Origin of the sequence: Winogradskyella litorisediminis, from assembly GCF_042675765.1 — a bacterium.
In the GTDB taxonomy this organism is placed as follows: Bacteria; Bacteroidota; Bacteroidia; order Flavobacteriales; family Flavobacteriaceae; genus Winogradskyella; species Winogradskyella litorisediminis.
The window spans coordinates 80927-106386 of the sequence record NZ_JBHTJL010000009.1 but is presented as its reverse complement, the minus strand read 5'-3'; the positions used below and the strand labels follow the sequence as shown (position 1 = coordinate 106386).

Annotated in this window: 25 protein-coding genes and 1 pseudogene; 13 read left to right on the top strand and 13 right to left on the bottom strand. The window is 32.3% G+C overall.

The features are described from left to right. The 7 genes from ACFQ1Q_RS02895 to ACFQ1Q_RS02865 form a co-directional block, all read right to left on the bottom strand. Positions 1–435 (bottom strand): response regulator, encoded by a 435-nt coding sequence (locus tag ACFQ1Q_RS02895; RefSeq protein ID WP_386127803.1) that lies wholly within the window; start codon positions 433–435, stop codon positions 1–3. A 17-nt stretch (positions 436–452) separates the two neighbouring features. Beyond that, positions 453–1001 (bottom strand): helix-turn-helix domain-containing protein, encoded by a 549-nt coding sequence (locus ACFQ1Q_RS02890; RefSeq protein ID WP_386127801.1) that lies wholly within the window; start codon positions 999–1001, stop codon positions 453–455. 107 nt (positions 1002–1108) lie between these two features. Further along, positions 1109–1318, bottom strand: a complete 210-nt coding sequence (locus tag ACFQ1Q_RS02885; RefSeq protein ID WP_386127799.1) for a hypervirulence associated TUDOR domain-containing protein — start codon at positions 1316–1318, stop codon at positions 1109–1111. Between the two features lies 1 nt (position 1319). Then, complete coding sequence (locus tag ACFQ1Q_RS02880; protein WP_386127797.1) at positions 1320–1517, bottom strand: hypothetical protein; 198 nt, start codon at positions 1515–1517, stop codon at positions 1320–1322. Beyond that, positions 1514–1870 (bottom strand): hypothetical protein, encoded by a 357-nt coding sequence (locus ACFQ1Q_RS02875; RefSeq protein WP_386127795.1) that lies wholly within the window; start codon positions 1868–1870, stop codon positions 1514–1516. Before ACFQ1Q_RS02875 ends, ACFQ1Q_RS02880 begins: the two co-directional genes overlap by 4 nt. Next, on the bottom strand, positions 1870–2229 hold the full coding sequence (locus ACFQ1Q_RS02870; protein ID WP_386127793.1) for a YtxH domain-containing protein: 360 nt from the start codon (positions 2227–2229) through the stop codon (positions 1870–1872). The genes ACFQ1Q_RS02875 and ACFQ1Q_RS02870 overlap by 1 nt, the downstream gene beginning before the upstream one ends. Positions 2230–2396: 167 nt before the next feature. Continuing rightward, positions 2397–2849, bottom strand: coding sequence for a ferritin-like domain-containing protein (locus ACFQ1Q_RS02865; protein ID WP_386127791.1), 453 nt, complete (start codon positions 2847–2849; stop codon positions 2397–2399). 333 nt (positions 2850–3182) lie between these two features. On the opposite strand from ACFQ1Q_RS02865, the gene ACFQ1Q_RS02860 reads away from it, so the two are divergent. Then, positions 3183–3602 carry an arsenate reductase family protein gene (locus ACFQ1Q_RS02860; RefSeq protein ID WP_386127789.1) on the top strand — a complete coding sequence of 140 codons (420 nt, stop codon included), beginning with the start codon at positions 3183–3185 and terminating at the stop codon, positions 3600–3602. A gap of 14 nt (positions 3603–3616) precedes the next feature. Further along, positions 3617–3784 (top strand): hypothetical protein, encoded by a 168-nt coding sequence (locus ACFQ1Q_RS02855; protein ID WP_386127787.1) that lies wholly within the window; start codon positions 3617–3619, stop codon positions 3782–3784. Here ACFQ1Q_RS02855 and ACFQ1Q_RS02850 read toward each other — a convergent pair whose 3' ends face one another. The 4 genes and pseudogenes from ACFQ1Q_RS02850 to ACFQ1Q_RS02835 form a co-directional block, all read right to left on the bottom strand. Continuing rightward, entirely contained in the window at positions 3785–4555 is a 771-nt protein-coding gene (locus tag ACFQ1Q_RS02850; protein WP_386127785.1) for a TIGR03915 family putative DNA repair protein, read from the bottom strand. Beyond that, positions 4555–5817: pseudogene (locus ACFQ1Q_RS02845) on the bottom strand (putative DNA modification/repair radical SAM protein). The gene ACFQ1Q_RS02850 and the pseudogene ACFQ1Q_RS02845 overlap by 1 nt, the downstream one beginning before the upstream one ends. Before the next feature lie 176 nt (positions 5818–5993). Then, a complete protein-coding gene (locus ACFQ1Q_RS02840; protein ID WP_386127783.1) occupies positions 5994–9707 on the bottom strand; it encodes a metallophosphoesterase in 3714 nt (1237 codons plus the stop codon). 10 nt (positions 9708–9717) lie between these two features. Then, entirely contained in the window at positions 9718–10791 is a 1074-nt protein-coding gene (locus ACFQ1Q_RS02835; protein ID WP_386127781.1) for a DNA topoisomerase IB, read from the bottom strand. 171 nt (positions 10792–10962) lie between these two features. Between ACFQ1Q_RS02835 and cls the strand changes: the two genes are divergently transcribed. From cls to ACFQ1Q_RS02810, 5 genes are all read left to right on the top strand, one after another. Then, positions 10963–12390, top strand: coding sequence for a cardiolipin synthase (gene cls, locus ACFQ1Q_RS02830; RefSeq protein WP_386127779.1), 1428 nt, complete (start codon positions 10963–10965; stop codon positions 12388–12390). 115 nt (positions 12391–12505) lie between these two features. Further along, entirely contained in the window at positions 12506–13090 is a 585-nt protein-coding gene (locus tag ACFQ1Q_RS02825; protein WP_386127777.1) for a hypothetical protein, read from the top strand. A 63-nt stretch (positions 13091–13153) separates the two neighbouring features. Then, positions 13154–13621, top strand: a complete 468-nt coding sequence (locus tag ACFQ1Q_RS02820; protein WP_386127775.1) for a hemerythrin domain-containing protein — start codon at positions 13154–13156, stop codon at positions 13619–13621. Positions 13622–13638: 17 nt separating this feature from the next. Continuing rightward, the gene (locus ACFQ1Q_RS02815; protein ID WP_386127773.1) at positions 13639–14526 is read left to right on the top strand and encodes a mechanosensitive ion channel family protein; all 888 of its coding nucleotides are present in this window, start codon (positions 13639–13641) and stop codon (positions 14524–14526) included. Positions 14527–14579: 53 nt separating this feature from the next. Beyond that, positions 14580–14876, top strand: coding sequence for a hypothetical protein (locus ACFQ1Q_RS02810; protein ID WP_386127771.1), 297 nt, complete (start codon positions 14580–14582; stop codon positions 14874–14876). A gap of 469 nt (positions 14877–15345) precedes the next feature. Here ACFQ1Q_RS02810 and ACFQ1Q_RS02805 read toward each other — a convergent pair whose 3' ends face one another. Beyond that, positions 15346–15963, bottom strand: coding sequence for a response regulator (locus tag ACFQ1Q_RS02805; RefSeq protein ID WP_386127769.1), 618 nt, complete (start codon positions 15961–15963; stop codon positions 15346–15348). Then, positions 15963–17759 (bottom strand): tetratricopeptide repeat-containing sensor histidine kinase, encoded by a 1797-nt coding sequence (locus ACFQ1Q_RS02800; RefSeq protein WP_386127767.1) that lies wholly within the window; start codon positions 17757–17759, stop codon positions 15963–15965. The genes ACFQ1Q_RS02805 and ACFQ1Q_RS02800 overlap by 1 nt, the downstream gene beginning before the upstream one ends. 349 nt (positions 17760–18108) lie before the next feature. Between ACFQ1Q_RS02800 and ACFQ1Q_RS02795 the strand changes: the two genes are divergently transcribed. The 6 genes from ACFQ1Q_RS02795 to ACFQ1Q_RS02770 all read left to right on the top strand — a co-directional run bounded on the left by ACFQ1Q_RS02795 (position 18109) and on the right by ACFQ1Q_RS02770 (position 25365). Further along, positions 18109–18492: a hypothetical protein gene (locus ACFQ1Q_RS02795; RefSeq protein WP_386127765.1), complete on the top strand. Its 384-nt coding sequence runs from the start codon at positions 18109–18111 to the stop codon at positions 18490–18492. 2 nt (positions 18493–18494) lie between these two features. Beyond that, positions 18495–19934 (top strand): hypothetical protein, encoded by a 1440-nt coding sequence (locus tag ACFQ1Q_RS02790; RefSeq protein ID WP_386127763.1) that lies wholly within the window; start codon positions 18495–18497, stop codon positions 19932–19934. A 78-nt stretch (positions 19935–20012) separates the two neighbouring features. Further along, positions 20013–20177, top strand: a complete 165-nt coding sequence (locus ACFQ1Q_RS02785) for a hypothetical protein (RefSeq protein ID WP_386127761.1) — start codon at positions 20013–20015, stop codon at positions 20175–20177. Positions 20178–20326: 149 nt separating this feature from the next. Further along, entirely contained in the window at positions 20327–22039 is a 1713-nt protein-coding gene (locus tag ACFQ1Q_RS02780) for a T9SS type A sorting domain-containing protein (RefSeq protein WP_386127759.1), read from the top strand. 225 nt (positions 22040–22264) lie between these two features. Further along, complete coding sequence (locus ACFQ1Q_RS02775) at positions 22265–23260, top strand: hypothetical protein (protein WP_386127757.1); 996 nt, start codon at positions 22265–22267, stop codon at positions 23258–23260. Positions 23261–23394: 134 nt separating this feature from the next. Continuing rightward, a complete protein-coding gene (locus ACFQ1Q_RS02770; RefSeq protein ID WP_386127755.1) occupies positions 23395–25365 on the top strand; it encodes a T9SS type A sorting domain-containing protein in 1971 nt (656 codons plus the stop codon). The last annotated feature ends 95 nt before the right edge of the window (positions 25366–25460 follow it).

Genomic DNA, 25460 nt, shown 5'->3' with positions numbered 1-25460 from the left:
TTATATTCGGTATAAAAAAGTCTCGCGATTAAGGTTAGAAGTATGGTATTGCCAATTTAATTTTACCACTTTTGCTATTGCATTTTTTAAAGCGGCAAAATTAGTGGGTTTGTTAATGTAGATATTTGCACCATTTATAAATGTACGCTCAATGTCTTCTTCAGACGATGAGGTAGAGTAGATGGCTACGATAATATTTTTTAATCTTGGATTGGTTTTGATTTCCCTTAAACATTCCATTCCGTTTTTTATTGGCATATTTAAATCTAAAAAAATCAATTCTGGTAATGTGCTATCACTTTTATAAAGATAATCCATAACGTCTTGCCCATTATTATAAAGAGATAAGGTGACATCTACATTTACTTCTTCAATGGCTTCTTGAAAAAACAAACGATCGTCTTCATCGTCATCTACTAAAAATACGTTGAGCATAAATCGTCTTTTTTATATTAACTAAGCTTTTTTCTATGACTCATAATTCTTTGAAATGCGGAAGGTGTTAAGCCTGTTGTTTTTTTAAATTGTCTCGACAAATGTGCAACACTGCTATAATTTAGTTTGAAAGCAATTTCTGTAAGTGTCAACTGAGAATTAATAAGTAAATCTTTAACTATATCTACTTTACGTAAAATAACATAGCTCTCAATTGATGCATGTGTAGCCTCGGTAAAAGAAGTTGATAAATGCTTATAAGAATAATTTAATTTTTCTGCTAAATAGTCTGATGTATTATAGCGTAACACATCGTTACTTTCTAGAAAATTATCTATTGTTGCTTTTATTCTATAAACCAAATCTAGACTCTCATTACTTTTAATTGATATTCCATAGGGTTTTAAGACTGCGGAGATATCGTTTAGGTCTACATCAGCAAGTGCGTCTGTAATTGTAATTTCATTGGTGTTAGAAAAACTATAAGATACGTTTAACGCATTAAGTTTTTCTGTTACAATAGCTTGAAGCATCTTGTTATAATCTGATTTTAAAAATAGTTTCAAACTAATAAGTAATGGTTGTGAACAAATTTAATAAAATGAATTTACGTGAATTTGTTTTGTCTTACTTATAAATAAAAAAGCAGAAACTAAACGTTCTGCTTAAGGTTTTACTTTTTAGTAACTTCACTTTCTAATTTCAGCACTTTATCACCATCGTCTTGCTCGATGTATAATGCTTTATTACCGCTTTCGCCATCACGCGTTACGGTATTTCCTTTAATGGTTTTGGATACAGACTCAGTATAAGTTTCTATAACTTTCCCTGTTGCTGTTCCGTTTCCCCATTTCCATTGAACTTCTGTTCCTTCTCGTATCATATTAAAATATTTTTTTAGCCATTCTGTAAAGACCTAATTTGCCAAGTGTTTTTAATACCATTGGCACCCAATTTGCAACTGAAAAATCTTCTTTAAATTCTTGTTTAACCATTTTAAGTTCTTCAATAGAAATATCTCTTTGTAGTTTTAAAATTTGCAAATCTTTATTTATGTCTTCAATGTTGTTGTAAACTCTCATGACTTGGTTTCGTAAATTTTGGTTGATAGTTTTTTAACAATTAAATTTTCAATTGACTTTCTAAACACAAATATTAATAATCCTAAAAATATAAATATTCCAGCTGTTGCTAAGTAACCTTTAACTACGCTATCTAAAGCGTCTCCAATGGTATTTGCAATAGCTGCTGCTATAAATATAAAGGCTATTAAAAATAATGCGCCAAGTAAAGTAAACTTAATAATTAAACTAAGAGAAGACGAAAGCATTTGAAAAAGTTTTAGCTCATAATAAGCCTCAGAGCTTTTTAAAAATGCTTCAGTCCTATCTATTGCATGGTCTGTTGTTTCGTCTAACGAATCAAAAATTGCCATTATTTAGATTGTAAATTTTTATTTTTTGCTTTTAAAATCTTTAATCGACGCTCTAACGATGTAATGATGTCGTCTGCTTTATAAGATGCATCAGTTACAATAGTATCTAATTGAGAGTCTAAACTAGCTTTCTTTGTAGCGACTGTATCTGCAACTTTGTTTCTTAAGTTTTCTGCTCCTACAGCTACATTAGATTTTAATTTATCAGCTTCTGTTAAGATGGTATCTTTAGCTGCGTTTGCATTTTCTGCAATACGTTTTCTTGTTTCGCTACCTTTATCTGGTGCGAAAAGCATCCCGATTCCTACACCAACTGCTGTTCCTAATAATACTCCTAATATGTTGCTATTTTGGCTCATTTGTTATATTTTTTAAATGTTAATATTTATTTATTCAAATTTACATTTTAAGTACGCTAAGCCTTAACTAGATGGGATTTATCATTAACTCTAAAGCATAACAGAAATAACACAAAAAAAGGCACAATAAATTGTGCCCTTTCAATCAAATCAACCAAATAAACGGACTACTGAATTGCTTCTAAATAATCCGCTTTGTTGTAACTACTCTGTATAGTATTACGTTGTGTTCTTAATATATTTTCTGTAGTTGGAGGCAATTGATTATCTGCTAAAATATCATCATAATCATTTAATGCTGCTTTCTCGCCATTTCTTACTTCCTCTAAAATAGCTTCTTCATTTTCATTATAAAAAAGGGCTTTTGTGTCCATCCAAGTTCTATGTAAAGCACCTTTTATACTTCCACTATCTTCTTTAATATCACAGCCATTTGCTTTAAGTTCTTTTCTCAACTCGCTTCTAAAGGTTAAACGCTCTAAAGCTTTATTATTAAAAAACTCTTTAAGCTGACTGTTTTCAACATTCTCTGCCGCTTTTTTAAACCCTTTTTCAGAGTCGTATGTACGCTCTAATAATTCATTTAATTTGCTTTCTGTATTTTCTGAAAAAATTCCCATATTAATTTGTTTTAGTTATTTCACAATAATAGTTAATGCATACTGTGTTACATTGTTTTAATAATCAAATTTACATATCAAAATGCTATTCTATTAATGCTATCAATTGGGTTTTTAACTCTTTAACTAATTGATTTAAAATGATTTAAAAAATTAGTTTTTGCGTTAAATTATACTTTAAATGCATTAGCTTAATTAATTAAGTTTTGTTAAATAATATTATTTTTTGACGAGTTAAATGAATACGCATTTGAGTTAACTAAAAAAGAAACTTATCTATAATTTGCTCTAAAATTTTTAAATATGGGCTTTATATCTAAGGAAAATAAACAAATGATATACATTTTTTCTGACGACTCAAGATTAGGAAGAAAAGGATTAGAGATTGTAGAAGCTCTTGATTTACCAATACGTGTAGTAAATATAAATAAAGACAGTCTGTCTAATATCATTTGGTTAGAAATTGTTGCAATGCTTAATTGCGAACTAAAAACTATATTTAATATTGATAGTGAATTGAAAATTGAAGGATTGGATGCAGATAATTTTGTTAAGGCAGATTATCTGAATCTTGTAAAAGAAAATCCGTCAATTTTAAAAAATCCTATTGCAATTAAGGGTTCAGAGGTTTTAAGAATTTTTGATAAAAAAGAAATTTTTCAATTTTATAGCGAAATTAAATCTGAAGAAACTTTTTACAATGTATCTTTACAGCAAACTCAAAAAATAAATAAACCTTTAAGAGCTATTTAAATTTACCAAATATTATGAAACAAGGAAAAGAAGATTTTGATATCGTAAAAGACGATAATGACTCAAAAAGAAATTACATCTTTCAAAAAGACGGTCTTACAAAAAAGATTTTTGTTTTTGTTGCAATTGTTCTCGTTGTTTTAATTATTGCTGTTGCACTTACCTACGGTAATTTAGGTTAATTATAAAAGAGGATTTTTTTCGCTAAGATATTTCCAGTAGCGTTTAGGGACATGTTTTACATGAAGCTGAATATTTTTTCTTGATTTTATGTTAGTGCTATCAAAGTAGTCTTTCCAAAGTTTTTGAAATTCTTTTTCGCCTTCTGTAAAAAAGTCGGTTGATGTCTTTGTAAAATCAAAATCTTCACAAAACTCGAAGCTTATTATATCAAGCGTTTTTAAATCGTACTTAAGTCCATATTTCCTTTTTATATCATAAATAATCCATTTTTGGTCTGCATATCTATTTTTAAAATGTTTTGAGATGAGAGGCAGCACATCAAAATCAGGAGAAATACTTGCAAAGTAATATTCGTCTTTAGTAAGTCTAAATCTTACAAAGGCTTCCATCCGATGTTTCTCTCGTCCTACAGATTTAGCAGTTTTTGATAATTTTAAAACCGAAGGATTAGCAAAATCAGATTCGATATTTTTTGATGAAGAAAAGACTTGTTTTATATAATTTAAAATAACATTTTCAATTTGGGGTTGCTCGCTTAAAAAAGAATAATATATTGTACTTCGGCCTCTTGGAGAAAGCTTATTTTTAAGTCCTGTCCAAACTCTATTAGCTTGTGTCTCATCAGTAATTATTATAGTGTTGTCATTAAACAGAATTGACTGATTTTTTGATTGTTTCTGTATGTTGACATCAACAGCTTTTTCTTCATAAATTTTGAAAATACAGGTCAGTAAACCATCAAATGTTCCATCGTAAATAAAATTTTTCATCAGCCAAATAAATTGACTTGATTACTGGTTAATTTTCTAAATTTACTTTTAGAATTTTGAAGTATTAATCCTCTAATGCGTTCGGGTTCTAAGTCTCTTTTTTCAAACACATTACTATTACAAACCAAGAAATATTTAGCTCTATTTAGTGCTACACCGAGCTTTGCTAAATGCTCCCAATTAAGTTGTCGATGTTTTCGTGCATTTAAAATCTTATGTACAGATTTTAATCCTAAACCAGGTACACGTACTAACATTTGTTTTGATGCTAAATTTACATTTACAGGGAACTCATGCATGTTTCTAAGCGCCCAAGCTAGTTTTGGATCAATCTCTAGGTCTAACTGCGGAAAGTTTTCATTTACAATCTCATTAACATGAAATCCGTAAAACCGCATTAACCAGTCCGATTGGTACAATCTATTTTCTCTAAGCATTGGTACTTCTGTCCCGATTTTTGGTAACCGGTCATCAAAACTTATAGGCACATAACCAGAATAGTAAACACGCTTAAGATTAAATTTTTTGTAAAAAAAGTTTGAAGCCGTCATTATTTGATAATCGCTTTCATCACTTGCGCCAATAATCATTTGTGTGCTTTGTCCGCCAGGTGCATATTTGGGTGTGCTTTTTATAATTTTTTTCTCAGACTTATATTGTAAGATTTCATTTTTTACCTTTTTCATTGGTTTTATAAAATCCTCACGATTTTTATCTGGCGCTAATTTTTTTAATCCTTCTCGAGTAGGTATTTCAATATTTACACTTAACCTATCTGCATACAAACCAGCTTCGCGCATAAGTTCATCGGATGCGCCAGGTATGGATTTTAAATGTATGTAACCGTTAAAATTTTCTTCAAGTCTCAATTTTTTTGCAACAGCTACCAAACGTTCCATTGTATAGTCTGCATTTTTAAAAATTCCTGAACTTCAAAAAAGACCTTCTATATAATTTCGTCTGTAAAAATTAATGGTGAGTTTTACGACTTCATCAACCTTAAAAGCAGCACGCTTTATGTCATTACTTTTTCTAGTAACACAGTAGGCACAGTCAAAAATACAATGATTGGTTAGTAAGATTTTTAATAATGATACGCAGCGACCATCTTCGGTGTAACTATGGCAAATGCCCATACCGGTTGAGTTACCCAATCCATTATTTTTGTTTTTTCGAGTACTTCCACTAGAAGCACAGGAAACGTCGTATTTTGCGGCATCAGCTAAGATTTTTAGCTTTTCCTGAATACGTTCAAAAGACATAAAAATTTCCTCCTTAAATTTAAAAAATGAAGTTATGAGAGTTTTCAAATATACATTCAAAAACTGATTTTTATAGGTGGAAATCTGTTAATGTTTTGTCTTTTAAGAATTGCGTTTGAAACAAAAAATGGCGAAGAAAAATCTTCGCCATAAGTAATTTAAAAAATCAAATGTTTTTAAAGTGCAAACGAGAACCCGAATGAAAATCGTAAACCATCATCACTGTTGAAGAGGTTAAAAGTACCTGCAAGTGACTCTGCTGTAGATACCCAAAAACCGCCACCGTAAGAGTTATGCCATACATTAGAATCTTCGTTTGTTGCCCAAACTCGACCTACATCGTAACCTGCAAAAATTCCAATCTGAAGTGGTAGTGCTCTTGTTTTAAATTTATCAAAACTGTAACGCAAATCTGCATTACCCACTAATGAATTTTGACCTGTAAAACGTTGTAACCTATATCCACGCAAACCAGTTCTGCCACCAATGTTTGCTGCTTGGTAAAAAATAATATCTCCACCAAACCGTAATTGAGTTCTTAGGTCTGTTTTTAAAACTAATTTTTTGTTTTTAGAGATACTGTTGTAAAATCCTAGATGCGAATCTAAGAATCCAAAAGTTTGGTCAGCGTTTCCTAATTCTGTTTTAGCACCCAAATCTACATCAAACGTCATTCCACGAGATGGATTTACTTTATTGTCAAAACTTTCGTATTTAAAAATTGCCTCTAGACCAGCAAAAAATGTGCGGTCGTAAAATTCGCTATCTGTGTTTGGTTCTACTTGTGTAATAAATCTATTTGCAGTAGGGTCTAATTTTATGCCTTCAAATATTGCTCCGAACCCGTAATCGCTTCCAAAAGGCGCTTTTTTAAGAACACCTAATTTTAAGTCGTAAATACTAGTGCGTACACGATTAAAATCAAAGTCTAATTCGTCATCATTATTTACTGTTTCATTTCCAAAACCAAAGAAGTTTCTCGCAAAATTGTTTGAAGTATATCTTGCATTAACGTGTAAATTCCAGCTTTGAGCAACATTATACTCACCGTTATATTTTAAATCGAAACCACTTGTTGCAAAATAGTAGCCAAACTGAAAATTATGTCTAGTAGAAAACGGATTTCTTTCAAAACCATAAGTGGTATTTGTTACACTAACACCAGTTAAGATTCCGTCATCTGGATTAAATCCTAAAAGCGGTGTAAATGCACCAGCAGAAGAATTATATTTTTTATAATCGAAATTATTAAAATTGTAAAAATCGGTAAAATGTATATCGGCTCCATTCTTTGAAAGTACTGTGTTTGGTTTTGTCTTATGGTCATATACTTTAATTTTCCGACCTTCTTCAATGGAGTAAATATCGTTGTTTTGACCTCCAATTAATCTTATTTTTATTGGATTATTGGCTTTTTCTTTTACAAAAAACTGATCGTCATCATCTAGACTATAAACCCAAATTTCTTTTGTGATTGATTTGTCGAAAACTCGGTCCACAATGACTTCTCCACGTTTTCCGTCTTTATTTCTAGAAATTACAATTTTGGTTTTACCATTGTCAATTCTACTTATATCAATATAATCATCTTTATCCGTACCAGTTAAAATTACAAGTTCATTTAAAAACTTATAATAACGCTCAGCGATATCCGTTAAATTCTTTTTCCGTTCTACAAAATGCCCACGAATTTCTTGTAACGTTTTGTCTTGGACTTCTTCTGGTAAAGCTGAAAATGCTTTATCCATTATCTCTTGGTCAATATTTTTTTGAATGTATTCTGCTTGTACTATCCAATTTTCTAAAGTGGCATTTTGTATTAAGATGCGGTCTAATTTTACTCCGGCATTATTCATCCACTGTAAATCACCATCGTCAATATTGTCATCGTAAACTTGAAGTTGTTTAGAAGAACTCGATAAAAATCGCATAACATCTAAAAGTCCACCATCAAAATTTGAAAACACTTGGTCTCTATCTCTTGGTATTGGTCTATATAATTTATCACCGTTCGGTTGGTCAAATTGTGCCCAACGCCATTGGTCTTCGTGTCTGTCCCAGTCACCAATAAGCATATCGAAAAGGCGAGCCCTAATAAATGCATTTTCATCTATTTTATATTTCTCATCTTCTCTGATTTTTGCAATAATATCATGAGTGCTTTCAATATCGTCCGCGTAACCAAAAGTGCGTTCTTCGCTATAATTTTCTTCTGGGCGTTCTTCAATCATATATAATTCGCCGCCGTATTCATCATTATATTCACCTAATGCTTTATGTTTAGGTATGTAATACAACTTTGGTTTAGGATGAAGTAAATCTATAGCCTTAGAAAGCTCTGGTATGGCTAAAAAAGCATAAGGATGTGCAGATGTGTAAAAATCAAGTATTAGACCTTCAACATTAGTTTGTTCAAAATCGTCTTTTATTTGTTTATCTTTAAACAAAACAGTTTGTAAATACTGTGTGGCACTTTTTTTAAGCGCTCGCATGTTGTATTCATTTCCTTCTTTGGTTTTTAGCCTTAAAGAGCGAGTTTGGTGTCCACCACCTTTTCTTACAACTTCTAATCCACCATGCAATGTGTCTAATGTGGCAACAGGTACAGTTATTTTTTGGCTGTACATATCTCTGTAATGATCGCCCCAAATGGTTTCGAAAAAGTCAGTACGCTCAGTTTCTTCTTTAGTATAAACTGAAGCTTCGATAGTTTGAGGGAAACTTTCAGGTAAATTCGACACATCATATGTTTTGTATGGCGGAAATACTTCTTTCTGAAACATTAATTTTGGTGCATTATTTTCTAATATGAAAAATTGAACCCAAGCGCTACCGTCTTTATATATTGTTAGCTCAGCAAATCCTTGTTGACCTATGGAAAAAAGTCCGTTTTCGCTTAGTGCAGCTTCAGATTGTTTTGAAGCAGCTCCAGAAACTATCTGTTTTACAAATTCATCTTTTATGTATTGAAGAGAATGCTCGTGCCCACTAACAACAACTACATTATCGTAACCAATTAGTAAGGTTTCTAAGCGATTCATTAAATTATTATACCTTTCGTTATATCTATCTTGTATAGAAACGCCACCTTGAGAACGTATTTGTGTAATGAGAGATGCTAAACCTGGCATTGGTATTTTACCTTGAAATGGGTACAAATGTTTTTTAGCACTATAGAATCCTCCATGAATTCCGTTTGTAAACATTGGATGATGCATTGCAAAAAGAACTCTTTTATTTTGCGCTTTTTTAAGTGCACTTTCTATTTCGAGAAAAAATCTATCTCGTGTTTTTATTTCGCATTCATCGTTTATGGTTGGGTGATTATTCCAATCCTCTAGATACCATTGACTATCTATAATAATAATTTCGATGTTTTCTCCAATATCAATAGTTTCAAGCGGGCAACCATTTTCGGGCTGAAACGTGTTTTTTCCTAAAGCATCTTCAATGTATTTTTCTTGATTTTTTAATCCTCTTAAACCTTCAGCATACCAATCGTGGTTTCCTGGAATAAAAACCGTTTTACCATCATAATCTTTAACAGCATTAATTTGCATGTTTAAGCTCACTTCTGCCTGTTTTCTTCCTTCTTCTTTTTTATCTGGTAATCCATCAGGATATATATTATCACCTAAATATATAGTGTAATCTTTCTTTGTGTCTGGTTGACTTTGTAGGTATAGTTGAAACGCTTTTACACCATCTTCTGGTTGACCATTTTTGGCTCTTCCGCCGTCACCAACTAAAAATATTCTGTTTTCTACAGTTTTGTTTGGTAAGCTTGTAAATTGTGGAGTAGCATTATCCTCTTTGTATAATGGTTGTTTAGTTGCGCATGAAAATAACAAAGCAACACTTAATAAGTATAAATATTTTTTAGGAGTCATTTGGACTTTTTTAATTAAAATTTGGTTGAAAATTTTCGATGAGACTTAACAAGGCCAGTTCGTTAGGCTGCAATTCTGTTTCATCTTTTTTTTCTAGTTTATCTGCTTTGCTAAAATACGACTTAATACTACTATCTTCATAACTACTAAATATTTGCGGATGTATGTAATATTTTCTAGAAATATTGCGAGTATTATTTAATGCTTCTGCAGCTGCATCAACGGCTTTTAATATTTCTTTATTTTTAGTTTCACTTTTTATTTCTGGGTCATTTTGTTTTAAAGTTTCAAAAGCAATCAAGGAAGCTGACCAAGTTCTAAAATCTTTCGCAGAATATATCTCTCCGCATGTTTCGTGTATATAATCGTTAATCATTCCACTATCTATGGCTTGCTTTTTTCCGTCTTCATCGTAATATTGAAACAATTCCCAGCCAGGAATTTCTTCGCATTTATTTAGTAATCGTAATAATTTTTTATTTCGAAGAGTAACTTCGTGCTTTTTGCCTTTTTTTCCAATAAATTCAAGTTTAAATTTATTTTTAAAGAGGGTTAAATGTCGGGTGCGTAAGGTGGACAATCCATACGTTTTATTGCGTTTTTCGTAATAAGTATTTCCAATGCGAATATGAGATTCTTCGAGCAATCGGATAACGATAGCTAAAACTTTTTCTTTATTCCATGATGCGTTATCTATGTTTTCTAAAACACGCTTTCTTAATTTTGGTAATGCCTTGGCAAAACCTGCCATTTTGTAAAACTTGGTCTGGTTTTTAATTTTAGACCATTTAGGATGGTATCTGTATTGTTTTCTTTTTTTTGCATCATAACCCGTAGCTAAAAGGTGTGCGTTTTCGAGCTTTGCTATTTTTACATTTTCCCAAGCAGGTGGTATGGCGTAAGAGTCAATTCTTTTAGTGATCTTTTCATCATCTAACAAGGTTGAATTCATCTTATAAAGAAACTTTTTTGCTCTTTTTTCTCTAGATATACATAAAATTTTTGGCGTACTGTAAACGAGGTTATAATTGCTTATAACTGTTTTGGGATTGTTTTTTAATTTTTCAATTTGGAGTAATTTCATTTTGTTTTTCATCTACTTGTACAGCGCATCAGAATATACAAATTTACAGCAGTTTTAGACTTGGACTTTGCTCATTAGCTTGTGTTTTTAACTCATAAAATCGGTTTTAGAGTTAAAAGAGTTTTTGATGTAGCAACTACATTTTAATTACTTATGATTACTTTGTGGTCTATGTTGACAACATTAATAATAGTATATCTAGTTTTAGCGCTTTGGGCCATTTTCAGTATTTTTTTATACGGAAGTAGGCCTTCACGTTCTATAGCGTGGCTTTTTATAGTGGTGGCACTGCCTGTTTTTGGTGTATTCTTGTATGTGCTTTTTGGTATTAACAGAAAACGCTTTAAATTTTTTACGCTAAACCGATTATCTAAACGTCGTTTATATGATATAAATAATAAGGAAGAATTAATTGACGAATTTCAACATAATTTTAAAGGTAGTAAATACGAAGCATTAGGTAAGTTATTGCTTGAAAGTTCAGGGTTTCCTGCGGTCGATGGCAATGAAGTAGAATTATTACACGACGGAAAATCTGCTTTTGAAGCTATTTTTGAAGCTGTTAAAAATGCCAAATCCTTTATACATCTTCAATATTACATTATTGAAAAGGGTGAAGTTTTAGACGAGTTAGCCTCTTTGTTAGATGAAAAGTTGAAAGAAGGCGTTGAGGTAAGAATTATTTATGATGCCATAGGAAGCTACAGCTGGAAAAATGAAGCCATTTTTCAATTAAAAAAAAGTGGCGCAAAGGTATTTTCCATACTACCTATAAATATTAAGACCATCTTGTCAACCATCAATTATAGAAACCACAGAAAACTGGTGATTATTGATGGCGATGTTGCCTTTACTGGTGGTGTAAATATTACGGATAAATATATAAATGCTGATGAGTCAGCAATGGGTATTTGGGAAGATATCCATATGAAAATTGAAGGTCCGGCCGTAGATCATTTACACCGCATCTTTATAAAGGATTACTATTTTGCAAGCGATGAAAAATTGCTAGCAGATAAAAAGTTTTTACCACATCACAAAAATGAAGGTAATCATCTTGTACAAGTTGTAGCTGGTGGACCAGATTTAGAAAATTCTGCGATTTTACACCAATATGTTATGATGATTCATAGTGCTGAGAAAAAGATTCAAATACAAAATCCATACTTTATCCCTAACAAAAATCTTATAGAATCCTTAAAAATGGCAGCTCTAAGAGGTGTTGAGGTTTTTATAATGGTACCAAAGCAGAACGATAGTATTATTGCTAAATACAGTATGTATTCAAACTTTGAGGAGTTGCTCAAAGTTGGTGTTAAGATTTGTGTGGTAAGCGAGCATTTTTTTCATAGCAAACTTATAATTATAGATAATTGTATGGCTTCGGTAGGTTCAGGAAATTTTGACTATAGAAGTTTTGAGCATAATTATGAACTTAACGTGCTGTTGTATGATGAAAAAATATCTCAGGAACTATCCTCAAATTTTGAAGAACTGTGCGAAACTTCAAATCACCTTAAATATGAATCTTACAAAGATCGTCCTTTAAAGGATAAGATTCTTCAAGGAATGGCTAAAATCTTTAGTCCATTACTTTAGTTTGCTATAAAGTCAATCAATAAATCTTTTCAGCAAGCCATAAGTCTCAATACATTGTAGTTTTGTCAAGAACGCAAGATAATCTTGTGTTATTAATTAAAAATTCCAACTCATTATGAAAAAATTATTTATACCATTTGTAGCGCTTGCATTAGTATTTGCAACTAGCTGTAAAATGGACCAGACAAAAGAAGCAAAATTACCAGAAGTAGATGTAGATATTGATACAGAAGCAGGACAACTTCCTGCATTTGATGTAGATTGGGCAGATGTTAATGTCGGAACAAGAACTGAAATGGTCGAAATACCAAAAGTAGTTGTTGTTATGGAAGAGACTGAAATTGAAGTGCCATATTTAGATGTAGATATGCCAGACGAATATGGAGAAAAAATGGAACGCACCATCATGATTGAAGCTGAAGTAGATGAATTTGAGCATAATCTAGAAATTGAAAAAGTATATGCCAGCGGTAACAATTTAATTGTGGTCTCAAGATTAGAAAAAATGGAAACATCTTTAGGAGATAAAAAGGTAAGAATTTCTGACCAAATCAAATTAAATGCTCCAGACCTTAACGTAAAACATTACGTAGTAGGTGTAAAACCAAATAGAGTTTTTAATGATGCTTACATGTATGTAAATAACGAAAGTGACTTTAGTGATAAGGTTGCAGACTATAAAGTTATTTATTCAAAATAATAAACTAAAAATCGAAAAAGGTTTTAGCTTTTATAGCTAAAGCCTTTTTTTTAATTCAAGATTATGAAAATATTTGAAGCCATAAGAAAAGACCACGATATACAAAGACATTTACTAAATGTTTTAGTAGATACATCAGGCGATCACGTAAGAAGAAGAGATGTGTTTAAAAAGTTAAAACACGAACTATTAATCCATGAAGATGGCGAAGAACGTCATTTTTACAAACCATTAATAAGTAATGATATGATGCAAGAACATGCTAGACATGGTATTGCAGAACATCATGAAATTGACGAATTGGTTGAAAAGCTTGAAGAAACCGATATGGATTCGTCAGCATGGTTAAAATACGCCAAAGATTTAAAGCATAAGGTAGAGCATCATCTTGAAGACGAAGAGCATACTTTTTTTCAATTAGCCGGTAAAGTGCTTTCAGAAGACCAGAAAAACAGTTTAGCTACTAGCTACAATAATTATATTAACGAGGTTAGAAATCACTCCGTAGAAGAGGTTCTATCAACCAAATAAATAATAAATTACAATAAATGGATTCATTAAACGCATTAGAAAAAATAAGTGATAAACTACAAGGATGGCTAGATGCTATAATTAAAAATTTACCAAATTTTGGTGTTGCACTTTTAGTGCTCATTATAGCTTATATAGTGTCTCGTTATGTGTTTAAATTTAGTTTTAAAATAGCCCAGAAAAAAATTAGTCAAAGGTCAATTTCTTTGCTTGTTGCAAGATTTATGGCTGTTTTAGTAGTCCTTTTAGGGTTGTTCTTAGCTCTCGGCGCTTTAAACTTGGGTAAAACCCTTACAGGATTATTGACAGGAGCAGGAATATCTGGTTTGGTTATTGGTTTGGCGCTACAAGGCACACTTTCAAACACTATTTCGGGTATTGTTTTAGCTTTTAGAAAAAATATTCGAATTGGCGATTGGATAGAGACCAATAGTTTTGCAGGAGAAGTAATGGATATCAATCTCAATTACTTTGTTATGAAAGAAGCAGATAATAATTATGTAGTTATTCCTAACAAAGATATTTTAGAAAGTCCGTTTAAAAATTATTCGCTAACCACTAAAATGCGTATTACCATTGAATGTGGTGTGGCATATGACTCAGATTTAGAACGTGTAGAAGAAGTGACAGTTTCAACAATCCGTAAATTTTTTAACCAAAAAAATATTGGAGAAGAAGTCGAATTCTATTATACGGAATTTGGAGCGAGCTCAATAAACTTTATGTGTAGATTTTGGATTGATGCAGAACGAAGTTTAGAAAAACTACAAAGCAAGAGTAAAGCCATAAAAGAAATTAAGCGTGTGTTTGATGCGGAAGGCTTTAATATTCCTTTTCCAATTAGGACTCTTCAATTTGATAATAAATTATCTGTTGAAAATCACTCGGAAGATAATAACTCTTGATAATCATATTAAGTTATTGAGAATTTATTTAAAAAATATTAATTAAGATTTAGGTGAGTTTAAATCTTCAATTGGCGACATCGAGAGGTGTCGCTTTTTTAATTGGGGGTTTTAAAGTGATGTCTCAAGAAATTCTTAAAATCAAAATACAAACTTTGATTAATATTGTTAAATCAACTTCGCTTAAAAAACCCGAAGCTATATCAACATTGTATGCTTTTTGGAATAATAGATTAATTGAAAATTTAGAGATAACCACACAATTGCTAAAACAAGGTTTTATTACTGGAGTGCTAATAAGCGTTAGAAGTTTAAAGATACAGATATTACCAATGCAATGGATATTTTAAAACTAAATGATATTATACTTGATGGTTGGGGAAGTTACATTGGAAAATAGAAACAACTTAAAATTAGTGAAAAATGATTTTAAGCTAGAGGTAGTGAATTATAATAAATAATTGGGTTATAGTTTTAGAAGTAAAATAAGTGTTGGGAATTGTTGCGGACGGCACAAGTAGAAAAAATAAAAAGCAAGAAAATTCATTTCAATCAAGAACCAACTTACCAACGATGATTAGAGAGAAACAAGGTTAAAGGATATTTATTGAAATCAACTGATATTGTTTTATGTTGTAGAGAATAAGCTAAACCCACCTTGGAGTTTAGAAAACGGCAACTAATAATTTGTGACAAAAAGGATAGAAAAACAGATATATTTAAGATTTTAAAAAAAAAATTTTACCCTCGCATTTAGTACTGATTTTTTAAATCCATATAGCTTTGAAAAATGTACAAATCTATAGAGTGACAATTATTTTATATAATATTTCTGTTGTTCGCCTCTTCGATGGCACTTTCCCTGTCATGCACTTCTAGCTTATCATATATGTTTTTCACGTGGTATTTAATAGTATTAGGGCTGATTTTCATTTTTTGTGCAACACCTTTGTAGCTATTGCCTTTAGCCAAAAGTGTTAACACTTCTGTTTCTCTATCAGTTAGAACAGATGTCGGAGCTTTACGAAAAGAATCCACAACCATTTTTGCAATTTGTATGCTCATAGGTGCACCTCCATCGACTGCTTCTTTTAAGGCAAATTCAATTTTAGTTCCAGTTGCATTCTTAGTTAAATAACCACATGCACCTGCACAAAGTGCGTCAAAAACATATTTCGAATGCTCGAAAACTGTAACCATAATGATTAGCGTTTTTGGACGGATTTTTTTTATTTCTTTTGTTGCTTCAATGCCGTTCATATTTGGTAGCTCTATATCCATCAAAACAATATCAGGTTTATTGTTCTTGATATTTGTCAAAGCATCCTCAGCATTTAGATAACTTCCGCAAACTTTAAAACCGTCGATGTCATTCACTGTTCGGCTAAAGATATCGTTTAGGGTTTCGTTATCTTCTATAATTATTACACGTTTCATTAGAGGCTATTTCTTAGATAATTATAATTTAATATTTCACCTTCAAGCACGACAGTAGTCCCTTTTTTGGTTTCTGATTCTACACTTATTGAGCATCCAATTTTTCTTGCTCTCTGCTTCATGTGAGAAATGCCATTAATTTTATTAACCTTTGTAATGTCGAAGCCTCTTCCATTATCTACACATTTAACTAACAAAACATTTTCTCTACAATAAAAACTCAATTCGATTTTTTTTGCATGACTATGCTTAACAGCATTAGTAATTGCTTCTTTAAAGATTAATATTATTTGACGATTCCAATATTTAGGCAATAATTTTTCTTCTTCTAAATTGTGGTTTAACTCTAATTCAATATCGAAACTACTAACGTATTCTTGAGTAAAGTCCGCTAGATAGAAAAATGTAGACTCGGCAGCATCGCTATCAGATTTTAACGAAAACATGAAATCCCGTGTACCATTATATAAATCGTTTGCATCTCTTTTTATAATCTGGAAAGCATCTAACATATCTGTCTTGTTTTTTTCCTTATTTTTCTTTAATACATAATCCGAAAGAGTTGTAATTCGCGCTAGTTTATTACCTAAATCATCATGAAAATCTTTAGCAATATTGTCTCTAATAATGTCTAGCTCTTTCTGAAGTTTTACGGTTTGTTCTATTAATACTTTGAGCTTATAATTTTTGTTTTTGAACCTATATAATTGCCATAGTACCATCAACACTATTATGGACGCAGTAATAATAAAAAGTAATAATATTAGGTTGTTTTTTTTAGATATCGTTAAGTCTTTATTAAATGCTTCTGCTTTTAGTTCGGCATTTGCCTTCTCTTTTTTTTCAGTTTCATATTTTCTTTCTAGTTCAAGGATTTTTTCCTTTCTTCTTTCAAGATCAAAGCTATCTTTCAATTTAGTTACTTGTCGCTGTACATCTAGTGCAAGTTTGTAATTATTTTGCTTCTCAAAAATCTGACTCTTCAGATTAAGTGCGTCGAGTATGGCAGGGTCTTGTTTTTGAACGCTAGATAATGCAAGTGCTTTTTCAATTTCATTTAAAGCTCTACTAAAATTTCCTAACTCAAAATTTGCTTTTGCTTTATAGTAAATAGCATCATCTTTTTGATTTTCACGAAGATTATTCCACAACGAATCTTCGAGGATGTTAATTATTTCTATTGTACCTTTATAATTCTTTAGATCTAAATTGTTTTTAGCCATAAATTTTAAAATAGCTGCTTCTAATTCAACTAATTTTGAAATTCGACTCAGTTGCAAAGCTTTAGCTAACGCAACATTTGAGCTATCGATTTGTTTTAAAGTGCTGTAGGAAGACCCTAAATTTGAAAGTGTAGATATATAACCTACAGTATCTTCTTTAATACTTGACTCCTTTAATATCTCTTTGTAAGTCTTTTTTGCTTTTTCATATTCATCTAGTTTACTAAATATTGCACCAATATTATTCTGAAGATCAAAATACATTTTTCTATACCCAAGACTTTTAGCTATAGTTGATGCATCGTAAGCATATTTTACGGATTCATCATAATTACCTTCTAAAAAATGATAGAAAGCGAAACGCTCTAATACTATCATATTAAGAGAGTCTTTTTTGTTATTTTCAGTTTCTTTCTTTAAAAAATCTAATATTTGCTTTCCCTTTTCAGATTTATTATTTCTGATGTAATATGAAGCACTATCCAATAGCGTTGAATAATCAACTATTGTTTGTGCACCTCCAATAGATGTAGATAGACCAATAAAAACAATATAGAAAAGAAATGTTTTCATGCAAAAAAGATAAGCAATATTAAAAAAAAACCCACTCTGTAACGAGAGTAGGTTTTTTTACTATTAATTTTTAAATATAACCTAAAACTTATTATTAATTTTTTTGAGTAAGAGATTTTTTTATTTGTTATATATAGTTTTTTAAGCCTATAATTTTGAATTTGATTTAAATTAAAAATTGTTTAAATACTGATTACAAAATATGAATTTTTGGTCTAAAATAGCATTAATTATCACTTGTAATACTACCCAAAATGGGTAGTGTAGTAATGGCTCTTACCTACCTAAATTGGGTGGTTCTTTGAAAAGACCAATCGCTTAGATTTGATTAGTATTAAAATTATCAATCATGAAAAAAACTTCTCTAACCATTTTCTGTATTATCGCAACTTTGGGTTATATTAAAAACCTTGAAGCACAGGGCGTTTTAAAACGCTTAGAAAATAAGGTCACTAAATCGGTAAATGACAGTATTAAAAAGAAAGAAGAAAAATTAGAAAACAAGATTCTGGAAAAAGCGGATTATAAACAAAAACCGACCACGAAAGTACCCTTTCGTACCACAACTATAAACACTAAAGCAAATGGAGTAACAGATTGTGAAAATCCGGGCAATGAAACCATAGCTAAGGGTCACAAAGCCTACATGCAATATAGAAGTGTAGAAAAAAAATTGAAACTGCAGAACGCTACGCGAAAAGCAACAATTGGGATATGGTTAATAATCAGTTAGATATGGCTAAAAACTCAATGAAAGCTTTATTAAATAAAGCACCAAATGCAGATATTTCCAAACTTTGTGAAAGAATAGCAGGTTTAAAAGGCGAAAGTTACTCTGGTGCTTCAAAAACTCAAGATATTAATACGCTTATTAGCTTTTTTAATCGTTATCATGGGAAAAAAATGCCAGGTGGTCAGCATACTGCCAATCCAGACCGTTACAATTTTTTAAATAACGGCGGTGACTTTCTAAAAGTAGCTTCAAATTTTGATAGAAAAGCGCTTTTACAATCATTACAAAATTCTACCAACCCAAGAGCTAAACGCTTAGAGGAGATACTATTGGATTATCCAGATTTTATCAATCGAGAAAAAATACCTGCTTTTTTAATGAGCAAACTAGATAATGCCAATAACGATGCAGGTTTAGATTTATTAGCTACAGCAAAAAGTATTAAGGAAGTCGCAGAAGGCTTGCTTAATATTGCAGGAGCTAACCAAGCGCTTCAAGATGTTATAAATTTTAGTGACAAACAGTTAGCGAAGGCAGAGCTTTCTATGGCATCAATTTATACGTCAGACTTTCATAAAGAAAACCTTGGTAAAGTCATTTTTACAAAAAAAACATTCACTCCAGGTAATGAAAGTAGCGTTGAAATCAATCCACAATTTGTTGCCGGAGACCAAATTATCGGAACAATTTATTTACCCGTAAGTATAGAGGATGCTGTGGGCAGTTGGAACCTAAGTACGGGAAGTGGCAATCTTGAAATTGTTTTAGAAGACGAAGCTTATAATCGACTTCAAGGTTCTTACGATACTGGACTTATAGCGACTAATGCAGACTATACTGTAAAGGTCGCACCAGAAACTCCAAAGTCACAAAGCTGGGTTCAGTTCGTACTACTACCTAACATGACTTCAAACATTAAAAAGGATATTGACAATAAAAATATCACACCTATTTTTACAGCAGATTGGATGGCGTTGCAACCCGAGCGGAACAAGAAATGGAACGTAATTATAAAAGCCAAAGGACCAAAAACCAAAAGCCAGACTTATAAAGGGGAGTTTTATATAGATCTTAGCAAGAATGAAGGAGCAGATTACTATAAAAAAGCTGCCAACAAAATGATGGATAACTTTATTGCAGATACTCCACTTCCTAGTGTCGCATATCGTGATTCTGAATTAGAGTCGCAATTACTCAACATTATGAATGCAAAGAATTGGGAGGAAAAATTTAAAAAAGCGTATCTGCAAACCAAATGGCGCTGGGTAAGACCCGTTGGCGTCGAGCCTTGGCAGGAAATGGATGCCACGTTCACCTACAAAAAAGATGATGGCTCGTGTGGCTACCATACGTACACTTTTAGAAAATACGGCCTTAACCAGCCACAAAGTTGGGGTGCCGCCAAATCAAAAGTGCGCTTCAGCTGCAAAAAGATAGGATAGCCACCCATTTAAGGTAGTACAAATACTTATAAGCGCAACTACATTTGTATCAGTATTAATCAATAAAAATTATTTATTATGGTAGGAACAATTCTTTACGCACTTTATCTAATGATAGTAGGTGGTGCTTCAACAGTTGAGATGCATGACGCAGGTTTTAACGACCAACAAATTGAGGAGGTGCAAATGCAAGTTGATGTCGATAAAGGCATTAGAAGAGAACTCCAAGAGATTGGTAGTTAATAGCGGATTAATTAGTTTTTTTTAAAGTGTGCAGTGATTTTCACTGCACATTTTTTTTGTTAAAAACTGATAACCTACCCATTGTAGGTAGTCCAATTAGATTAAATAGATTGTTTATTTGAGAGGTACAATTTTAAAATTAGATGATTATGAAGGTTATTAAATTACTTATTTGTTTTTGTTTAGGCTTTTGTTCCATAATGGCTTATTCTCAGAAGTTTTATACTGGACTTCAGGGTGCAGTTATAGAGGATAACAACTCGCTTTTTTATGAGGGTTGGTTGAATTCTCAAGTACCTACAAACTATACCGTGCCTTTTCAAACCCCAGCAAATGCTTCCGGTATTAAGAAAGTAGCATTAGGTGCAGATTTTCACAATATCTTATATAACGATGGGACATTAATTTCAATAGGAAAAAATGATAAAGGACAACTAGGTTTAGGCTATACTACAAATAGCGGTGTTGCCATGACATCATATAGCGCACCTTTGTCACCTGTAAATTCAGGTGTATTAAATAATGTTATAGACATATCAAGCGATTATTATGGCAGTTTGGCGCTAACATCGAATGGCCATGTATTAATGTGGGGCGAAAAAAACGGAATGCCCTTAACATTACTGTCGCCAACTTTTGTAAAAATTGACAACACAACAAAACTTAGTGGAATCCAGAAAATTTACAATCCATTTGGGTCATATACGTTTTATGCCATTGATAATAACCAAGATGTTTGGGTTTGGGGAAATAACAGTAATGGTCAATTTGGTAATGGCACTACCACTGGTGTTAGTTATGTGGCTAGAAAAATTCCCAATTTAAGCGGTGTTGTGGATATCGCCGGAACACAGGTATCCACTCATTTTTTATTGTCAAACGGAATCGTTAAGTCATTGGGAAGTAATTTTAATGGTTTATTGGGCAACAATTCTACGGTAAATTCAAGCACATCGCCCGTTAATGTGTTACTGAAGGATGGTAATAAGACAGTTACGCTGTCTGATGTAATTGAGATTGAGGCTACCAATTATTCTGTCCAAGCACTTTTGCAGAATGGAAAAGTTGTTTCTTGGGGCTCGAATGCGTTTGGCGATTTGGGCATTGGAAATATGTCTCAAGCAAATTCTTCGGTAGGGCTAGAAGTTAGAAATCCAAACAATACTGGTCTTTTGACGGGTATTAGCGAATTGTACAGCTCAGGTTTTGGAATGATTTATGCAAAGCGTGGCGATTGCGACTATTTAGTTTGGGGTAGAAGTTTTGAACCTGCTAATTCTGTTTTTGATGATTTGCCAAGAACGAAAGACTACTCGATGTTGCCTTCATGTAACGTATCCTACAGCGCTTCCTCAACACGTATTTGCCCAAATACCTGTATAGACATTGAGGCCAGCTTAGGCAGTGGACTGTCGGGTGCTACAATTTCATGGTCATTCCCTGGAGCGGACACTACGACTGGAAGCGCAGTCACGGAAAATGTTTGTTACTCCAATCCTGGTACTTATGATATTTTAGCCAGTATCAATGGCGCACCACTGAACAATACAGGAATTTCAATTGAAGTATTACCACCAAATAATAGAGTCTGCCAAACCAACGGCAATACAGGTGGCGGTATTGGGAGTGCCAATAGAACGATAATCTATCCAAATCCTACAAAAACCAATTTTAAAATTAAAACAGAAAGAAATAAAAACATTAAAAACGTTAAAATCAAAGATCTACATGGTAAGGTTTTACGGGAATTTGATGGCCAAACTAAAGATTATTTTACAAAGGGACTTATTTCCGGTGTTTTTATGGTTGAAATAAGCTATGACAATAATGAAAAAGAACAATTAAGACTTCTAATAAAGTGAGTTTGTACTATAAATTGAGTAGGTTAAATGCTAATCATTATTTTAAAACATTGATTAGAATTTTATTGCCTAACTAAATAATTATCATATATGTTCTCTATTTAAATAAGATATTTTTTTGTTAATGGCGCGTACTCTGATTACAAGCTTTAGACTAAAAAATTCAAAAAATAATAGCTTTAGTATATAAATATTTCAACATTTCTAACTTTCATTTATTAACATATGAAATTATTAATTCCAGTATTAATCCTTTTTAACTTTTTAAAATGTCATGCTCAATATCAGCCAGAAAGTTTCGGCTTTAGACACTTTCAATATGTTATGGAAAATGACACGCTCGATGTTATAATCAAATCTAAGAAAGGTGAGGAGCATATCAAAAAACCATTATTGTTTTCTGTTCAGGGATCTAGGGCTGTTCCACTCATCATACACAATGGCACACAGCGCATATATGCGATTGCGATGGAAGAAGGCTTTTTTGAAGATGATTATCACATTGCCATCGTCAACAAGCCTGGAGTACCTTTAGTAAGTCATAGAGATAGTCTAGATAGAAGGAAAGAATATTTTGTTAATAAGGAAACTAAAACATATTCACGGGCATATATCGAGAATAATAATCTTGAATATTATGTAAAGACCAATAAATTTATTGTTGAGAAACTATTAAAAGAGTCATGGGTGGATTCAAATAAATTGGTTGTTTCCGGCCATTCACAAGGGAGTAGTATAGCCTTGGGTATGGCGAATGAAATCCCTGAAATTACTCACTTGATCTATTCAAGCGGATTGCCCTACTTTTCCACTATTCTATCCATTATTGCACGAAAGCGGATTCATGGAGAAAGCAACGAGGAAATTGAAAAAGACTTTGATTATTGGGAAGCTATTGTTAATGACCCTGTAAGTATTTCTAATAAAGGAAGGGATTCTTATCGCATGATGAGTTCGTTTTCTAAAAACGAAAATGAAATTTTAAAAAGTCTCAATATACCTGTTTTAATTTCTTATGGTACAAAGGATGAATCCAGCCCCTATCAAGATATGTTTAGGGTTGAATGTATAAAAGATAGCATTTCCCACATTACTTGGAAGGTATATCAAGATTTGGGACACAGTTACCGATTACAGAGAGAAACTACTTCAGAAAATGAAAAAAAAGATTATTTGGCAGAGGTAGTCAGCGATTGGATATCATGGTTGAAGGAAAATTAAAAAAGACTTTTTGCAAAAGGTTTGTTATTCTTCCTAGTCTAAGATTTAATAATACCTCTCCCTACCCATCTCGGGTAGTTCATCATTTTTGATATAGGCATAAATTTGTGTTTTAATTATAAACCCTTTATATCATGAAAAAAATTATTATGTTTTGCTGCTTTTTAATTACAGTTGCAGCTATTTCACAAAATTCCAAAACGGCTCGACTATTATTCGATTTTCATCCAGGAACTGCAAATGGTTCTCCGAGAAATTTTAAGGTTGCAAATGGTAGAGCTCTATTCAATGCAACAGAATTTTCTACGAGTAATTATCATCCTGTTTGTGTAACTGATGGTACCGTTTCAGGTACAGCTTACGTAGGTACTGGAAGCCGTGCATTCCCTGATACAGATCCAAACTTAAATCCCAATATTTTTGCAGTAACTGATACCAACATTCTTATTACCCCAAGAAGGTTCCCAACTACGACTGACATAATTGACTTTTTTGATTTGGGAACTAACACGTTCTTAAATAATACATCAACAGCAGGTTCAGGAAATTCTAATGAAGCGGGTGGTTTTATTGAGGTTGGTGGCCAAGTTATATTTCATTCCAAAGATAGTTCAGGCGATATGGAACTTTATATTTCTGATGGAACTACTGCTGGTACAGAATTGTTTCAAGATATTAATCCAAACGGTTCATCTAACCCAGGTTGGGAAATAAAACATACTAATGATACAGGTGGTGAGTTATATGTATTTACCGCTGCTACTGATAACAATAATACAAGACAAGTATTCGCTGCATTAGAAATTTTCTCAATAAAACTTTTGATACCTACAACAAACTTCTCCGCAGGAGCAGCACCTCAAAATTTAAAGCAGGTTGGTGACTTTGTATACTTTTCAGCAGTAACACCAACAGAAGGAAGAGAATTATGGCGTGTTGATTTATCAGATATTAATAACATACCGCCCGCAGAATTAGTTGCCGATGTTAATCCTGGTGCAGCATCAAGCAATCCAATTGATGTTGTAGAATATAATGGTGACATTTATTTTTCAGCTATTGGTGCAACTGGAGGCAGATCTCTTTTTCGTCATAATTTATCCTCTAGTTCTACGCAACAAATCCTAACAAATAATCCTACTGTAGAGGTACTGGGTGAGCCACAAAGTTTCTTGGTCGTAAATGGAAATTTATATTTTACAGCAATAACTTTTGGAGGAAGTTTTGGTGCTAGAAGACAACTTTGGGAAATCGACAACTTCGGCACTACCAATAAGTTGACCAACCTATCTGGTGAAGTGTTGGGTGAAAACTTTAGCCAGATGGTGGTAAAGAATGATGATATCTATTTTGTGGGTAGACGCTTATCCAATGCTGGGGCGGTTTTCGTATACGATACAACAAATAATAGCTTAGAAAGAGTTATATCTAATAACGATGCGGATGCATTTCCACTCAATTTACAAATAGTTAACAATAATGTAATTGCATCTTTGGATAGAGTTGATGTTGGTCAAGAACTTTTCGTTATTGAAGAATCTAACTGTATCAACCCCACTTTAAGTGGCTCAAATATTACATTTACACCGTCAGAAAACAGTGTTGATATTTCTTGGACTCCACCAAACGCTATGGTAAATAGTTATAAATGCTATGTGTTTACAGACAACGCTAATCCTGAAACAGATACACCAGTAGATAGTTTTATACTTTCTGTTGGAAATAATTTAGTTAATGGTCTTGATGCAAATACACCTTATGATGTTTATGTAAGATCTGTTTGTAACAACACCGAATCCACTTTCAGCAAAGTGTCTAATAAATTGGAATTTACCACAGATTCAGTTCTGAATTTGGAGGATATCACGCAATTAAATTCAGCGACTCTTCACCCAAATCCTGTAAAAGACAATTTCACAATCAGAGGCAATGATCTAAACATAGAAGCCATAAAAGTTTTTGGAATACTTGGAAATCGCGTGCTGACTTTGATGCCAAATGATTCAAATGTCTACAACGTTTACAACTTAGAAAAAGGCATCTATTTTGTAAGACTGCAAACCGCAGATGGTAAAACCTTTACAAAAAAGATTGTAAAAGAATAACCCACGATGTTAAATACTATCAGTCACACGAGAAAGGGTTTATGGTAGTATCTAGACCTCATGGTCGTTTGGTCATGAGGTTTTTTCATTCATTA

Coding starts and splice junctions, on each gene's coding strand:
- ACFQ1Q_RS02870 (WP_386127793.1), bottom strand. CDS start 2,229: ATGAGCCAAAATAGCAACATATTAGGAGTATTATTAGGAACAGCAGTT.
- ACFQ1Q_RS02800 (WP_386127767.1), bottom strand. CDS start 17,759: ATGAAAACATTTCTTTTCTATATTGTTTTTATTGGTCTATCTACATCT.
- ACFQ1Q_RS02820 (WP_386127775.1), top strand. CDS start 13,154: ATGAAAATATTTGAAGCCATAAGAAAAGACCACGATATACAAAGACAT.
- ACFQ1Q_RS02850 (WP_386127785.1), bottom strand. CDS start 4,555: ATGAAAAATTTTATTTACGATGGAACATTTGATGGTTTACTGACCTGT.
- ACFQ1Q_RS02815 (WP_386127773.1), top strand. CDS start 13,639: ATGGATTCATTAAACGCATTAGAAAAAATAAGTGATAAACTACAAGGA.
- ACFQ1Q_RS02860 (WP_386127789.1), top strand. CDS start 3,183: ATGATATACATTTTTTCTGACGACTCAAGATTAGGAAGAAAAGGATTA.
- ACFQ1Q_RS02840 (WP_386127783.1), bottom strand. CDS start 9,707: ATGACTCCTAAAAAATATTTATACTTATTAAGTGTTGCTTTGTTATTT.
- cls (WP_386127779.1), top strand. CDS start 10,963: ATGTTGACAACATTAATAATAGTATATCTAGTTTTAGCGCTTTGGGCC.
- ACFQ1Q_RS02770 (WP_386127755.1), top strand. CDS start 23,395: ATGAAAAAAATTATTATGTTTTGCTGCTTTTTAATTACAGTTGCAGCT.
- ACFQ1Q_RS02855 (WP_386127787.1), top strand. CDS start 3,617: ATGAAACAAGGAAAAGAAGATTTTGATATCGTAAAAGACGATAATGAC.
- ACFQ1Q_RS02825 (WP_386127777.1), top strand. CDS start 12,506: ATGAAAAAATTATTTATACCATTTGTAGCGCTTGCATTAGTATTTGCA.
- ACFQ1Q_RS02790 (WP_386127763.1), top strand. CDS start 18,495: ATGGCTAAAAACTCAATGAAAGCTTTATTAAATAAAGCACCAAATGCA.
- ACFQ1Q_RS02885 (WP_386127799.1), bottom strand. CDS start 1,318: ATGATACGAGAAGGAACAGAAGTTCAATGGAAATGGGGAAACGGAACA.
- ACFQ1Q_RS02865 (WP_386127791.1), bottom strand. CDS start 2,849: ATGGGAATTTTTTCAGAAAATACAGAAAGCAAATTAAATGAATTATTA.
- ACFQ1Q_RS02835 (WP_386127781.1), bottom strand. CDS start 10,791: ATGAAATTACTCCAAATTGAAAAATTAAAAAACAATCCCAAAACAGTT.
- ACFQ1Q_RS02775 (WP_386127757.1), top strand. CDS start 22,265: ATGAAATTATTAATTCCAGTATTAATCCTTTTTAACTTTTTAAAATGT.
- ACFQ1Q_RS02895 (WP_386127803.1), bottom strand. CDS start 435: ATGCTCAACGTATTTTTAGTAGATGACGATGAAGACGATCGTTTGTTT.
- ACFQ1Q_RS02880 (WP_386127797.1), bottom strand. CDS start 1,517: ATGAGAGTTTACAACAACATTGAAGACATAAATAAAGATTTGCAAATT.
- ACFQ1Q_RS02780 (WP_386127759.1), top strand. CDS start 20,327: ATGAAGGTTATTAAATTACTTATTTGTTTTTGTTTAGGCTTTTGTTCC.
- ACFQ1Q_RS02875 (WP_386127795.1), bottom strand. CDS start 1,870: ATGGCAATTTTTGATTCGTTAGACGAAACAACAGACCATGCAATAGAT.
- ACFQ1Q_RS02805 (WP_386127769.1), bottom strand. CDS start 15,963: ATGAAACGTGTAATAATTATAGAAGATAACGAAACCCTAAACGATATC.
- ACFQ1Q_RS02785 (WP_386127761.1), top strand. CDS start 20,013: ATGGTAGGAACAATTCTTTACGCACTTTATCTAATGATAGTAGGTGGT.
- ACFQ1Q_RS02795 (WP_386127765.1), top strand. CDS start 18,109: ATGAAAAAAACTTCTCTAACCATTTTCTGTATTATCGCAACTTTGGGT.